The organism is Enterobacter cloacae complex sp. 394I7 (assembly GCF_057320345.1).
In genome coordinates this window covers 313,871-326,868 of record NZ_JBXWCR010000003.1, presented here as the reverse complement: position 1 = coordinate 326,868, position 12,998 = coordinate 313,871, and the positions used below count along the sequence as shown (strand labels likewise).

Sequence of the window (12,998 nt, the reverse complement as noted above, 5' to 3'; positions counted from 1 at the left end):
GCTCCTGGCACTAGAGCTGCCTGTCAGATTAGGTTTAGATCTATACCATAGCTGCGTCAGGTCAAATCTGAGCTAATACAACTCAGTCATGTTTGTCCGGGTTCGAAGCCGAAACAATGAATTTCGTCTTGGTATCTGTGTTGGTATAAAACGTAAATATTTTTTACTAATTATTTTAAATCATGAGATTAAGATTTATGTGCGAGTCCGGCCTTCGCACTCACCCCCTATACACCTCCCTCCGATGCCATTCCACAAACCCTTCCCCTGGATAATTCCCTTTCACCATCGGCAGTGCTATCTGCTTCCCGGCGAAATCCCAGAACAGTCTTCCCACAATCCCATTCCCGTTGCCATTTACCGCCTCAGACACCAGAACCCGCAAACTGTCATCCAGCCCAATCGATCCCTTATCAAACGCTTTATGATGAATTGCACACAGCGCCAGCCCGTTCGGGATTTCACACGGCCCGCCAAACTGTTTCCATTTGATATGCGCGGCTTCAAGCGCAACGGAGGTGTTATCATGTCGCATGTTGAATCCGCAGATTGCACATTCATAGTTATAGGCGCGAAGCACCTGCTGACGAAACAACGGATCGCGAACCTTACGGATCTGTTGAATATCAAAACCCATCTCATCTGCGATCTCTTCCTGGATACTTTCCGGGAAATGCGCCTCAAGGATCTTCTGTGCCAGCGAGCCGATCAACTTCTTGTTCTTTGTCAGTAGCGCATAGTGTTCTTCATCAAAACCGCCAGCGACCTTATGTTCAACCAGCTCTTTTACCGGTGGCTGTTTGCTGCCAGTGGTGGAACAGAGTTCACTGTTCTCAAGATCCCAGAATCCATCCCCTTTGAGTCGCCAGAAGGGCATGTTCGGGTAATGTTCTTTCCTGTCTGGACCAAAGCGTTCTAACAGGCTTAGCAGTTGAGCATGTACCTCGGTACCGTAGTCAAACAGACGTGCATGCCCCTGCTGATAGTTCGCCAGCACGTACAGAAGCAATAAGGGCTTATGCGGCGCACGTTGTTCGCCCTTGCGCCAGATGGTGATGTTGGCAATTGCCTGTTCGAGTGTTTTGCTGGAAGCCATCGCGTTACGGAAGAAGGTAAATAATTGCGATGATGCTCGCAAAACCCAGACCAATCAACCCACAACTAGCAAAAACATGACCTTAGCGAACACAACACTATTTCCTGAAGCCCCCTCGCAAATTCCAAATTTACCCCACGCCAAACCGCTGTATTTATATTCAGCCTGGTATAATACGCATCAGAAATAACGCCGAACGGCAGAGTGAGTTTCACAGGAATTATTTACAACGAGACGCGATATGAAGGTGCTGCAACACCCCCATACCGCTAACCACCAACAACTACGGAGAAGTTGAAAATGGCTGCGCCGAATTTTATGCCAGAGTTTACGGTTTGCAAAACAGAATCAGACGCTTTCACCGGCATGATTGAAAACCGCGAGCTGGTACGCAAAAACAGCACCCGCCGACTTCACGGTAACCAGACCAGTGCCGCGCCAGTTCACCCCCGCGCAGGAACGCCGGAAGCAAGTTCCGCCTGCTGCGAACTCTATGCCCGGATAGATAATAAATATCTTCCGCTGGGGGGAGACTGGCTAACACGAGCAGGGTTTATCAGCGGTATGCCGGTTAAAATCCGGGTGATGAAAGACTGTATTGTGATCACGCCGCAGCATACAAGAGAATTATGGGGATGCCTGGAGGGGATGAGTGTGGTGAATATCAATAAACAAAAAGTCGCTCAGTGGCTAAAAACATTTCCGGGGGCGTTAAATGATACGGGCGATATCCCGGTGATTAAACGCGGGTGAACGTGACGGAATCCGCGTTTATATTATCCTGAGCCGTCTTAATATCTGATGCGTGAAGGCGGTATAGTCGTTAAGGCTATACCGCCTGTTTCAGGCTATCGGGCAATCAACGCAAACACCCCCCAGCCAAAGTACTCTCGTGTGTAGGTGACGTGGCGTTTGGGCGCAATTGTCAGCTCCGCCCGAACTTCTTGTGCAAAGTCATCGTCAGGGTTTTCCTCCAGCCAGCGACGCAGGGTCATCCATTTCGCCGCTTCGTATCTGTCCCAGCCTTCCTGGTCTGCCAGAACCATTTCCACCAGGTCATAGCCCTGTGCGTCGAACGAGGCGACCAGGTCGGGCAGGGTGAGAAAGTCTGCGATGGACGAGACGCCGCAGGCCTGGGCTACCTCATCGCTCGCAGGAACCTGACGCCAGTAGGGTTCACCGATGAGTATCATCCCGCCAGGCCGGAGGCTTTTTGCCAGTAGCACCATTGTTCCGGCGACGCCGCCGGCAATCCAGGTGGCGCCTACGCAGGCCGCTACATCACATTTTTCATCTGCGACATATTCGGCCGCGTCGTCATGAATAAAACGCACGCGCTCGCTGACGCCGAGTTCGTCAGCACGGCGCGTTGCCTGTTCGGTGAAAAGTCGGCTCATGTCGATGCCGGTGCCGGTAATGCCGTGATCGCGCGCCCAGGTGCAGAGCATCTCCCCCGAGCCGCTGCCGAGATCCAGAATGCGCGTGCCTGGCTTCATGCGTAACACGCGGCCCAGCGTGGCGTACTTTTCCGGGGTGAACGGGTTATGAATGCGGTGTTTGCTTTCGCTGACGGTAAAAATACGTGGGATATCCATCATCCTCTCCTTAACGATTATCTGGCTGGGCACGAACGCTGTTCAGCCCGGTCGTGTTAATGCGGTAGGGCTGACCGTTGACGGACTTGATCAGCTTTTTGGTTTTGAGTTTTTTGAAGACGGCGAGCGTGCAGTCGGCGAGCAACAGCCCTTCGCGGCTGTAGCATTCAACGGCGGTGACGCGGCCTGAGCTATCGCGGACGTGCGCAATACGTCCACCTTTGGCGAGAACGTGTAAGGTACGTTGTTCCTGACGGGATAAATTCATACTGGAAAACCTGTTTAATCATCATGTGCAAAACGTGCAAACACACCGCGGTGTCCGCATTCGATTTCGGCGCATTGATAATCAGTCCGGCCTGAAAGGTCGGGGAGCTGATTATCGGATGATGACATTCTCCAGCATCAAAGCCTCGGGTTGAGTTGAGAGGTATTTACGGGGTGAATAATATCACCTGTTTATTTTAAGGGAATGGTCGGGTGGGAAAAGTGTGATCCAGGTGGAAGCTCAGGCAGCGCCATCAACGGATCGTAGAACCGGATGGCGCGATGTAAATCAGCTGAGATCGTGCAGCGCTTTATCCATGGCCGGCGCGAGACTGAAATCACTAAACTCGACGGCTAAGCCGCTGCGTTCAGGCGTGCAGCACATGACACCGACTTTCACTGGCCCCGACGGGAAATGGCATAAACGCAGCAAAGGCCACGACAGCCCGTCTGCTGAGTACTGTAACCGCAACGCGTCTCCCTTGCGGGTCAGGCGAAGCCAGAACTCCCGGGGGTTACCCGGGAAGATACCGGTTGCCCAGTCGGAGGCCTGTAACGTCAGTACGCTGCCAATGGCCGGCGCGCCATCATTGTATTCAATCCCGGCCTTGAGCCAGTGTTGCTCGTCCGACATCAGCATGATCCCCGCCTGGTCATAGAGCGTGCTGAAATCAGCGCGGATGTTTGTCTGAAACGTGAAATCACCTGCCGCGTCAGTCGCGTAGATGTGGCCCGAGAAACGCTCGAATCCGTACCATGTATGGCGCCAGAAATCGGTGTGGTCGTCGGTCACGACCGATAACGTGTTGTTCTCGCTATGCCATTTGGCCGGTTCGTTTATCCAGTAAAATTCGTTTTGCATAATGTCCCCAGGTGACTGTCAAAAGGTCGTCGGTATGCGGCCTCCCTTGTTCAACAGGATTCGCGCCTGAGCCAGGGGCTCTCGACCAGTACCTTATCCCGGTGGGTGTCGCCATTGATAATGTGCAATGTACTTAAGCGCCCAATCTCATAATGCGGCAGCTGGACCGTGGATAGCGGGGGTAAAAACAAATTTCCGATGCCGACAAGATTATCGTAGCCAAGAACGGCAATATCCTGTGGGATTCGGATACCCTGCGTTAACAGCGTCTGATACACCATGAAGGCAATACGGTCGTTACCACAGATGACCGAATCAAATTGCGGTTTCCCCTGAACGATATGCGCCAGCAGCATCTCCGGAATATCCCGGTAGTGCTCATCGCCAAATTGCATATAGCAGTGTTCAAGCGTATCAGGATCGATACCGGCTTCACGGCAGGCGCGATCCAGCCCCTGACGGCGGCGACGCGTCGCCAGATGGTTGACAGGTAAATGCAGGCAGAGAGGACGGCTGTATCCCGCCGCCAGCAAGGCCTGTACGGCCGTATACTGGCCTTGTTCATCGTCAGGTATATAGCTGGCAACCGGTTCTCCCGTGTTCTCGCAGTTGGCCAGAACGCAAGGGTGCTCCAGTAGCCGGGGCGGGATGCTCACTTCACGCAGCCCCATGGTGGTGAAAATGATCCCCCCGGGCCGGTGGGCGAGCAGCAGGTCGACAATATCGTCAGGGTTATCATCGGTAAACATATTCACCACGAAGCTGTTCCAGCCATACGCCCGTGCGGTTTCTTCGATAGACAGCGTGATTTCTACCGAAAAAGGGGTGGTGACGGTATCCAGCGCCAGCACGCCGATGGTTTTGTTCCGGGAGCCGACACGACGAACCTGCCGGGCTGAGAGGTCAGGCACGTAATTTAACTGCAGGATCGCCTCCTGCACCCGGGACAGAGTTTCAGGCTTTACGCGTTTCGGGTCATTGAGCACCCGTGAAACCGTCATGAGTGATACATTGGCCAGTTTGGCCACATCTTTTAAAGACGCCATAGCTTTCCATTATCTGAATGCATTCGACCCGGTAAGGTGTTGTGAGCCAATGCGAATGTCCTATTCTAGGCACCGACACCCAGGGTTACGCAAGTCACACTCAAAAGTTTGAGCGCGATCTCAACACATTAATGTTAACGTTAACTTTTGTGATTAACATCGAGTATCACATCAAAACCGAGTGTACGCCTGAAATGTTAACGTTACCATCTTACCATATCCTTCTTGCGAGATTACGTAGATGAAAAAACGGCCTACTCGAAGTTACATGCTGCTCAGCGCTCTGCTGTTCTTTTTCTTTGTGACCTGGTCCTCATCAAGTTCACTTCTCTCAATCTGGCTTCACCAGGAAGTGGGGCTAAAGGCATCGGAAACCGGCATTATTTTTTCCGTGTTATCCGTCTCCGCGCTCTTCGCGCAGGTCTGTTATGGCTTTATCCAGGACCGACTCGGTCTGCGCAAACATTTGTTATGGTTTATCACCGCGTTGTTGATCCTCTCCGGCCCGGCTTATCTGCTTTTTAGCTACCTGCTGAGCGTTAATATTCTGCTGGGCAGCGTATTCGGGGGCTTATTTATCGGCCTGACGTTTAATGGCGGTATCGGCGTTCTGGAGTCCTATACTGAGCGCGTTGCGCGTCAGAGTACGTTTGAGTTTGGGCGGGCACGCATGTGGGGGTCTCTGGGCTGGGCGGTCGCCACGTTTTTTGCCGGGTTACTGTTTAATATCAACCCTGACCTTAACTTCCTGGTGGCGTCATGCTCAGGGTTAATCTTCTTCTGTCTGCTGGCCCGCTTAAAGGTGGCCGCGCCGGCAAGCATGGAGAAACTCGAAATTGGCGCTAAAAAAGTTTCTCTGGAAGACGCCCTGCGTCTGCTGACTCTGCCGCGCTTCTGGGCGCTGATATTCTTCGTGGTCGGAACCTGCATTTACGGCGTATACGATCAGCAATTCCCGGTCTATTTCTCGTCACAGTTCCCGACATTACGAGAAGGGAACGAGATGTTTGGCTATTTAAACTCTTTCCAGGTCTTTCTCGAGGCCGCGGGTATGTTTTGTGCGCCGTGGCTGGTTAATCGCATTGGCGCTAAAAATGGCCTGATATTCGCAGGTATGGTGATGGCGCTGCGCATGATTGCTTCCGGGCTGGTGGAAGGCCCCTTGCTTATCTCCATTACCAAACTGCTTCACGCGGTCGAACTGCCAATATTGTTAGTCGCCATATTTAAATACAACAGCCTGAATTTCGACAAACGTCTCTCCTCCACCATTTATCTGGTGGGATTTGCCTGCACCAGCTCCGTCATTGGCACCGTCTTGTCCCCGCTGGCAGGCTTTAGCTATGAGAGATTTGGCTTCGCCCAATCCTATCTGATCATGGGCATCATGGTGTTCAGCACCACGTTTATTTCCATTTTCCTTTTGCGCTCAACTAAATCCTCATCTGAGCCATCTTTTCTGCAGCAAAACGCTGTGTAATGTACTGAGAGTAAAGACGATGACATCCTTATTAGAACAGGCTGAACAGGTGCTTGAAAAAGCACAATCCGGGATTAATCCGCGCTGGTATCCGCGCTATCACCTCGCCCCTCGCGCAGGCTGGATGAATGATCCTAATGGCCTGGTATGGTTTGACGGCTGGTATCACGCTTTTTATCAACATCATCCCTATTCCCCGAAATGGGGTCCGATGCACTGGGGGCACGCCCGAAGCAAAGATCTGGTGCATTGGGAACATCTGCCCGTCGCGCTAGCGCCGGAAGGCCCGGCGGACAAAGACGGCTGTTTCTCCGGCTCCGCCGTGGTGGACGGCGATACGCTGGCGCTCATCTACACCGGACATAAATTTCACGGCCCGTCGGACACAGACGACAACCTCTACCAGGTGCAGTGTCTGGCGACCAGTCGTGACGGCATCCATTTTGAACGGCACGGCAGGGTGATTGATACACCGCCCGGACTGCATCACTTTCGCGATCCGAAGGTGTGGCGCGAAGGTGAGTTCTGGTACATGGTTGTCGGCTCCCGCGTGGAAAATACCGGCCAGGTGCGCCTGTACCGTTCCACCGATCTCCGCGAATGGCATGACGAAGGTATTTTCGCCGAGGCTGATGAAGGCAAGGGCTTTATGTGGGAATGCCCGGATTTCTTCACCCTGGGAGAGAAGCGTGTCCTGATGTTCTCGCCGCAGGGCATGGCGGCGGAAGGGTATTACTATCGCAACCTGTTCCAGAGTGGCTATTTACTTGGGGACTGGCAGCCAGGTCAACCGTTCACCCACAGCGGACAATTTACTGAGCTGGACCACGGCCACGACTTTTATGCCCCGCAGAGTTTCGTGACCCCGGATGGCCGACGCATTGTCATCGGGTGGCTGGATATGTGGGAATCACCGATGCCCGAACAGCAGGATGGCTGGGCCGGAATGCTCTCGCTTCCGCGCGAATTAAGCCTTGTCGATGGCCGTGTGAGAATGAAACCGGCTGCCGAAGTGACCGCGCTGCGTGGCAGCTATTATCCCACGCCCGTCCGCTGTCTGAACAATCAGAGCGTCCTTGTCGCGGCAGATGCCGACGCGGTCGAAGTTCGGCTGGCATGGGATTTGAGCGCATCGACGGCTGAACAGTTTGGTATCGCGTTGGGTGACGGGCTGAGAATTTACGTCGACGATCAGGCCGGGCGTCTGGTGGTGGAGCGTCGCTATCCGCAATATTCGCTGGAAGGCACGCGCAGTATTCCGCTACCAGCAGACAGCGTTCTGTCACTGCGAATTTTTATTGACCGCTCATCGGTGGAAGTTTTTATTAACGATGGTGACGCTTGCTTAAGCAGTCGTATTTATCCGCAGCCGGGCAAGCGCGATATTTCATTGTTTGCAAATCAGGGGAAGGCCTCATTATACGATGCGGGATACTGGTCTTTAGATAAATAATCTCCGTTCCGACCTGTTTCTTGCAGGGTGAGTTTTTATTTCTGCCAGTCTCTGGCTGGCATATTATTGTCTGGAATAATGAGAGAGCAAAATGGATGAAAGCGTAATACCTCAAAATTGCATTACCTCGAAAGATAAAAACATATTTGTTCCAGGAAAACAGACGCTGGTATTAATGGTGACATTAGCGGCATTTCCTGCCATTGCTGAAGACGTTACAGGAAACTATCAAAGCTATTTTCAGGATGAATCAGACACCAACGGTACGAGTGTATCATCAGCTAATAAAGGCAATGAACAATCGTCCCTTCGTGCTTCGTCTTCTCCGGTTGCTGCAGGTCAAAAAACTGAACTCACGACCTCGTCAAAGCCCGTGACGTTATCGGCGCAAACGGAGAATAAAAAAGCTGAAGTGAAAAAGCGTCCTAAAGGGGATAACCCCGAAGACGTCAGTCTGTTGCGTTTAAGGCAGGAAGATCCGCCGGTTCACTGGAACAGTATCGGTCGTAATATGGAAGTGGGTGGCCTGCATGGAAACATCGGGTCTCAGATAGAAATTGACGATGTTCGCTGGAGCAATAATAAGAAAAACAGCGGCAAGTTTAAACTCGCCACCATTCAGGCTTTTTTAAGGCATGATGAATTGCCTAACTGGTATTTCGGTTTCTGGAATGCCAGAGAAGACAGTTATAAAGGACAGTTCAGTAATCAGGACTATCAAGGCACCAATACCATCAATGAATTTTTTGTGGGCCATATTTTCGAAACCTGGCGAGGGAATATCGGTACGGAAGTTATGGTCGGTTCCGAAACGGCAACGAAACGCTGGAAAAACCGGTTTAAGATCTGGCAGGACCTGCGACTGTCCAACAAATGGAGCTTGGCCGGATACGCGTATGGCGAATATCAGCCTCAGGGGAACGAACCGGGGAATGGCGATCTGGAGCAGTACATTTTCGAAATTGAGCCAGCCATTCAATACCGCGTGAATCCGGATCTCGGACTCTATTTGCGACCCTATTATTATCATAACCGCCAGGAGCGTCAGAGCTGGGGCGATATTGTCGAAGAAGAATGGAAAGTCACGGCCGGACTCTGGCGAAACTGGTATCCATTATTAACCTCCCTGTATGTTGGATTTGGCCAGGACAAAATAGATAACGCCAGCAATGCCAGCGAAGTTTTCTATGACGGTCGGTATAAGTTTATCGGTGGCACGCTAAGTTATCCGGTATTTGGTGAAGTGCGATTATACGGTGAATTCAAAGCACAATTTACGAAAGAAACCGGGCTTTGGACATCGACCGGTCACTCATGGAACCCGTTTACCGTGGTTGGCGTGAATTATAACTTCTGACATTCAGGTGTAGCATGAAAAAATTAATAGTTGCGGCATCTGTCGCGCTGCTTGCGCTTTCACTCGGCAATAATCCTGCCTGGTCGCAGCCTTCGAAAGAAACATTACAGAATAAAAGTATCACCCATATTAATGGCTTTTTCCCGCGGGTTGACGGTTCATTTGTGGGCGACCCTATGCCCGTTTTTAACGATGGCACATTTGATATTTATTATCTTAATGATGTCCGCGGCGGCAGCGATTTGGGGGTACATGCTTTTCATCTCTTGTCGAGTGCCAACTTGTATGATTATCAGAACCATTCCGAAGTGATCCCCTACGTTAACGACGTTGACGATCCTGAACTGTTATTGGGAACCGGTTCGATTATTAAGGTCGGCGATACCTGGCATGCCTGGTACACCGCACACAATGAAAATGTGTTCCCGGTTGAGTCTATTATGCACGCGACCAGTAAGGACCGCCTTCACTGGGTGAAACACCCGCAGGACACCATTTTACCCGGCGGTAACTATCGGGGTAATGATTTCCGTGACCCTCACGTCGTTTGGGTTGAGGAAAAGAAAGAATACTGGATGTTAATTACTACGCGCAGTAACGGTCGTGGGGTTATTGCCCGGTACAGTTCAACGGATTTAACGCACTGGGAAGATCGCGGCGTATTTTTTGATAACGACACCATCACCAGCAATGCCAACCTCGAATGCCCGACACTGGTTTACTTCAACGGACGCTGGTATCTCAGCTTTAGCGACCAATGGCCGTTACGCCTGACACAATATCGGGTTGCGGATAATCCGGAGGGGCCGTGGCGGAAACTGGGCAATTATGTGGTCGACGGCTCGGGTTTTTACGCGGGGAAACTGGTACTCAAAAACGATCGGCTGTTTGTTTTCGGCTGGATCCCGACGAAAGCCGGTAACCGTGACAGCGGCAATATTGACTGGGCAGGGAATCTGGTTGCTCATGAGCTCACCGCAGATGATCAGGGCCAGCTCAACAGCATCCTGCCCCAGGAGCTTCAGAAGGTCATCAGTGAGAATCCTGGTCCGGTGACCACCTTAACGAGCACTAAAACGCTTAAAACGGCCACGTCGTTCGGCCCCTTACAGTCGGCGCTGTACCCGGCCTTGCCTGAACGTGGTGAGTTGAGCGCAACCATTGATGTTCCTTCTGCCGGAATGGTGATGAGCTTTGGTCTGACCGACGACAGAGTCAGTGATGCGATGCTGAACGTTGTGTTCAATAAGAGCAAAGGAAAAGTCTATTTTTTCAACGCACCGCTCGCGTCGATTCATCAGGCTAACGCGGAATCCTGGGTGGATGTTCCGATCGGGGAAAAAATTGAGTTACGCGTTCTCATTCAAAACTCAATTGCTGTCTTTTATATAAATAATAAAGCGGCATTCAGTACCCGGATGTATTCCATGCAGGAGAAGCCGTGGAGTATTAGCCTGCCTCAAAACGACCATTTTCACGCAACGTTGAAAATAAAAGAAATGATTTAACGGGATATTATTATGAAAAACTATCATGCCCTGTCTGTTATTTTTGCTCTTCTGTTTCCCGCGCTGGCGAATGCGAGCATGAGTATCATGAAGGACCCCTCGGGAAAGGTTGTTGCCGTGGACCCGTGGTCCTATCTGGATGAAGAGGTTATGTGGACCTCAGCCCGCTCCTCCAATCCTGCCGGTGGCCGCGTTCATGGCCAACTGAAGATGAAATATGCCATTGAGGACAATAACTGGCGTAACAGCCATTTCCACAACGGGAATGATTCACTGACGTTTGTACAAGGCGTGATGCGACACGATGCGTTACCCGGTTGGTATCTGGCTTTCTCTGAGGGCAGAACCACCTACTATAACGGGACGTGGGAGGATCAGTCTTACCTCAGCCAAAACCAGTGGACTCAGTTGATCATCGGCCATGAATATTTTTACAAACGTCTGCGCTATGGCTGGGATGTCATGGGTGGAAGCGCTTCAATCGAGGACCGCTGGCAAGGCCGCGTTAAGTTCTTTACCGATCTTCGTGTTACGGACAATTTCTCATTCTTTAACTATTTGTATCAGCAGATCGATCACCGCCGCAGCGGTGGATCGCAAAATGACCGCGACGTGCGTTCATTTCAGATTGAGCCTGGCGTGCAATATATTATTAATAACACCACCGGCGTCTGGTTCCGCCAGCAATTTGCCTCTGCCATTTTAGACAGGGCGCAATGGGGCGATATTGACGAAAAAAGCTGGACCACGTCAGTCGGCGTCTGGCGCAACTGGGGGAAATTATCCACAACGCTCAGCGGCGGGTATGGCCATTATAAGAAATACAATGCACAGCCTGAAGATGGCGAAGTCTTCCAGAATACCCGCAACCGCTTCCTGAAGGTATCGGCGAATTATCCGTTGACCTCTCGTTTTACCGTGTCCGGAGAAGTTACTGGCTCGTTGATAAAACAGGACGGAAGCTGGGTGACCCACGGTGAGGCTGTTACCACCGAATATAAGCTGATGCTGGATTATAACTTTTAAACCGTATGCCTGGATAATCCATGGCACCTGTTCACGCTTAAGCACTATTAAAAAAGTGACCTTCCCGCAGGTCACATTTAAAAAGTTAATTATTATTGAGGAAATGTCATGAATATCTGGACTCTTGGCGATGCAGTGGTGGATCTTCTACCGCTTTCAGACATGCAATATCAGGCCTGCGCAGGAGGTGCCCCGTTCAATGTGGCAATTGGCGCTGCGCGTCTGGGCTGCCAGAGTGGTTTTATTGGCCGGGTCGGTGAGGATGACTTTGGTTATTTTCTGAAGAAAACGCTGTCTGACGCAGGCGTTTCAACCGAAAGTCTGCAGTTGGATAATCAGCACAGAACCAGCACGGTATTGGTCTCTCTGGGCCGCGCTGGCGAGCGTGGATTTACGTTTTTAACCAACCCTTCCGCGGATCAATTTTTAACGCCCGATGCGCTGCCCGACTTTAGCGAAGATATTCTGCACTTCTGCTCTCTGGCCCTGGTCGCCGAAACGTGTCGTCATACGCTCGTCACCGCCATCAACCAAGTAAAACAGCGTGGGGGATTACTGAGTTTCGACGTGAATTTACGGGAGCAAATGTGGCCCGATAAGCATGAAATGCTCGAGACGGTGCGTCATTTCGCCGCCCAGGCCGACATTCTTAAACTCTCGGAAGAAGAATGGCACTGGATGACAGGCTCTCACGATTTTTCCCATGCGCTTAATGCTCTCAATGCTCTGCCCGCGCAACTCAAAGTCGTGACTTACGGTGAGCAAGGTGCCATGGTGCTGTGGCGCGACAGCGTTATTCATTTCGACGGTTATACCGTCAACAGTGTTGATACAACCGGTGCTGGCGACGCGTTTGTCGCAGGGTTACTGGCCTGGATTGCACATCGCGGGATGCCGCAGAATGTTGAACAACTCCACCAGTCCATTGCTCAGGCCAGCGCCTGCGGTGCCCTCGCGACAACGCGCAAAGGGGCGCTGACCGCGCTACCTGATACTAACGCACTTAATACCTTTATCACTCGATTCTCGCTACCGGATTACGAGGTGAAAAAGGGCTAAACAGGGTGAGAACATGTTTGGCTGGCGCGCGCATTTTCGTGGAGACGTGTACTCAAGTCATTCCAGACTTAGCTGGTAAGATGACAATGGCCGAATACGGGGGGCAAACAGGTCTCTGGAAAACTTCAGCTCCCCGCTTGCTGGTTCAGCCATGCGGATAATTCCTGCTTCGTGTTTACACCAGGTTCGCTTCTGGCATACCTCTCCCTGAGAAAAAGAAAGCATTTCACAGGGAGCCACGGTGATGCC

The 12,998-nt window shown here is 51.6% G+C and carries 12 protein-coding genes; 7 read left to right on the top strand and 5 right to left on the bottom strand.

Annotated features, from left to right (window positions below):
• Nucleotides 1–220 precede the first annotated feature (220 nt).
• A complete protein-coding gene (locus AC2FAP_RS15000; protein ID WP_485452977.1) occupies nt 221–1,096 on the bottom strand; it encodes a phosphorothioated DNA-binding restriction endonuclease in 876 nt (291 codons plus the stop codon).
• Between the two features lie 300 nt (nt 1,097–1,396).
• Here AC2FAP_RS15000 and AC2FAP_RS14995 point away from each other — a divergent pair, with 300 nt between their 5' ends.
• The gene (locus AC2FAP_RS14995; protein WP_072255820.1) at nt 1,397–1,849 is read left to right on the top strand and encodes a SymE family type I addiction module toxin; all 453 of its coding nucleotides are present in this window, start codon (nt 1,397–1,399) and stop codon (nt 1,847–1,849) included.
• A gap of 95 nt (nt 1,850–1,944) precedes the next feature.
• Here AC2FAP_RS14995 and AC2FAP_RS14990 read toward each other — a convergent pair whose 3' ends face one another.
• The 4 genes from AC2FAP_RS14990 to AC2FAP_RS14975 form a co-directional block, all read right to left on the bottom strand.
• A complete protein-coding gene (locus AC2FAP_RS14990) occupies nt 1,945–2,691 on the bottom strand; it encodes an SAM-dependent methyltransferase (RefSeq protein ID WP_485452986.1) in 747 nt (248 codons plus the stop codon).
• Between the two features lie 10 nt (nt 2,692–2,701).
• The gene (locus tag AC2FAP_RS14985; RefSeq protein ID WP_014168433.1) at nt 2,702–2,959 is read right to left on the bottom strand and encodes a YjhX family toxin; all 258 of its coding nucleotides are present in this window, start codon (nt 2,957–2,959) and stop codon (nt 2,702–2,704) included.
• A 288-nt stretch (nt 2,960–3,247) separates the two neighbouring features.
• Nucleotides 3,248–3,820: a DUF1349 domain-containing protein gene (locus AC2FAP_RS14980; RefSeq protein ID WP_020885350.1), complete on the bottom strand. Its 573-nt coding sequence runs from the start codon at nt 3,818–3,820 to the stop codon at nt 3,248–3,250.
• 50 nt (nt 3,821–3,870) lie between these two features.
• Nucleotides 3,871–4,866 (bottom strand): LacI family DNA-binding transcriptional regulator, encoded by a 996-nt coding sequence (locus AC2FAP_RS14975; protein WP_044859407.1) that lies wholly within the window; start codon nt 4,864–4,866, stop codon nt 3,871–3,873.
• Nucleotides 4,867–5,107: 241 nt separating this feature from the next.
• On the opposite strand from AC2FAP_RS14975, the gene AC2FAP_RS14970 reads away from it, so the two are divergent.
• The 6 genes from AC2FAP_RS14970 (at nt 5,108) to AC2FAP_RS14945 (ending at nt 12,749) form a co-directional block, all read left to right on the top strand.
• A complete protein-coding gene (locus tag AC2FAP_RS14970; protein ID WP_014168436.1) occupies nt 5,108–6,346 on the top strand; it encodes an MFS transporter in 1,239 nt (412 codons plus the stop codon).
• Nucleotides 6,347–6,365: 19 nt separating this feature from the next.
• Nucleotides 6,366–7,799, top strand: a complete 1,434-nt coding sequence (locus tag AC2FAP_RS14965; RefSeq protein WP_485452976.1) for a glycoside hydrolase family 32 protein — start codon at nt 6,366–6,368, stop codon at nt 7,797–7,799.
• 91 nt (nt 7,800–7,890) lie between these two features.
• Entirely contained in the window at nt 7,891–9,156 is a 1,266-nt protein-coding gene (locus AC2FAP_RS14960) for an OmpG porin family protein (protein ID WP_485452975.1), read from the top strand.
• A 14-nt stretch (nt 9,157–9,170) separates the two neighbouring features.
• Nucleotides 9,171–10,664: a family 43 glycosylhydrolase gene (locus AC2FAP_RS14955; protein WP_485452974.1), complete on the top strand. Its 1,494-nt coding sequence runs from the start codon at nt 9,171–9,173 to the stop codon at nt 10,662–10,664.
• 12 nt (nt 10,665–10,676) lie between these two features.
• Nucleotides 10,677–11,690 (top strand): OmpG porin family protein, encoded by a 1,014-nt coding sequence (locus tag AC2FAP_RS14950; protein WP_063214235.1) that lies wholly within the window; start codon nt 10,677–10,679, stop codon nt 11,688–11,690.
• 108 nt (nt 11,691–11,798) lie between these two features.
• Nucleotides 11,799–12,749: an aminoimidazole riboside kinase gene (locus AC2FAP_RS14945; protein WP_422710562.1), complete on the top strand. Its 951-nt coding sequence runs from the start codon at nt 11,799–11,801 to the stop codon at nt 12,747–12,749.
• Nucleotides 12,750–12,998: the final 249 nt, after the last annotated feature.

Coding starts and splice junctions, on each gene's coding strand:
- AC2FAP_RS15000 (WP_485452977.1), bottom strand. CDS start 1,096: ATGGCTTCCAGCAAAACACTCGAACAGGCAATTGCCAACATCACCATC.
- AC2FAP_RS14995 (WP_072255820.1), top strand. CDS start 1,397: ATGGCTGCGCCGAATTTTATGCCAGAGTTTACGGTTTGCAAAACAGAA.
- AC2FAP_RS14990 (WP_485452986.1), bottom strand. CDS start 2,691: ATGGATATCCCACGTATTTTTACCGTCAGCGAAAGCAAACACCGCATT.
- AC2FAP_RS14985 (WP_014168433.1), bottom strand. CDS start 2,959: ATGAATTTATCCCGTCAGGAACAACGTACCTTACACGTTCTCGCCAAA.
- AC2FAP_RS14980 (WP_020885350.1), bottom strand. CDS start 3,820: ATGCAAAACGAATTTTACTGGATAAACGAACCGGCCAAATGGCATAGC.
- AC2FAP_RS14975 (WP_044859407.1), bottom strand. CDS start 4,866: ATGGCGTCTTTAAAAGATGTGGCCAAACTGGCCAATGTATCACTCATG.
- AC2FAP_RS14970 (WP_014168436.1), top strand. CDS start 5,108: ATGAAAAAACGGCCTACTCGAAGTTACATGCTGCTCAGCGCTCTGCTG.
- AC2FAP_RS14965 (WP_485452976.1), top strand. CDS start 6,366: ATGACATCCTTATTAGAACAGGCTGAACAGGTGCTTGAAAAAGCACAA.
- AC2FAP_RS14960 (WP_485452975.1), top strand. CDS start 7,891: ATGGATGAAAGCGTAATACCTCAAAATTGCATTACCTCGAAAGATAAA.
- AC2FAP_RS14955 (WP_485452974.1), top strand. CDS start 9,171: ATGAAAAAATTAATAGTTGCGGCATCTGTCGCGCTGCTTGCGCTTTCA.
- AC2FAP_RS14950 (WP_063214235.1), top strand. CDS start 10,677: ATGAAAAACTATCATGCCCTGTCTGTTATTTTTGCTCTTCTGTTTCCC.
- AC2FAP_RS14945 (WP_422710562.1), top strand. CDS start 11,799: ATGAATATCTGGACTCTTGGCGATGCAGTGGTGGATCTTCTACCGCTT.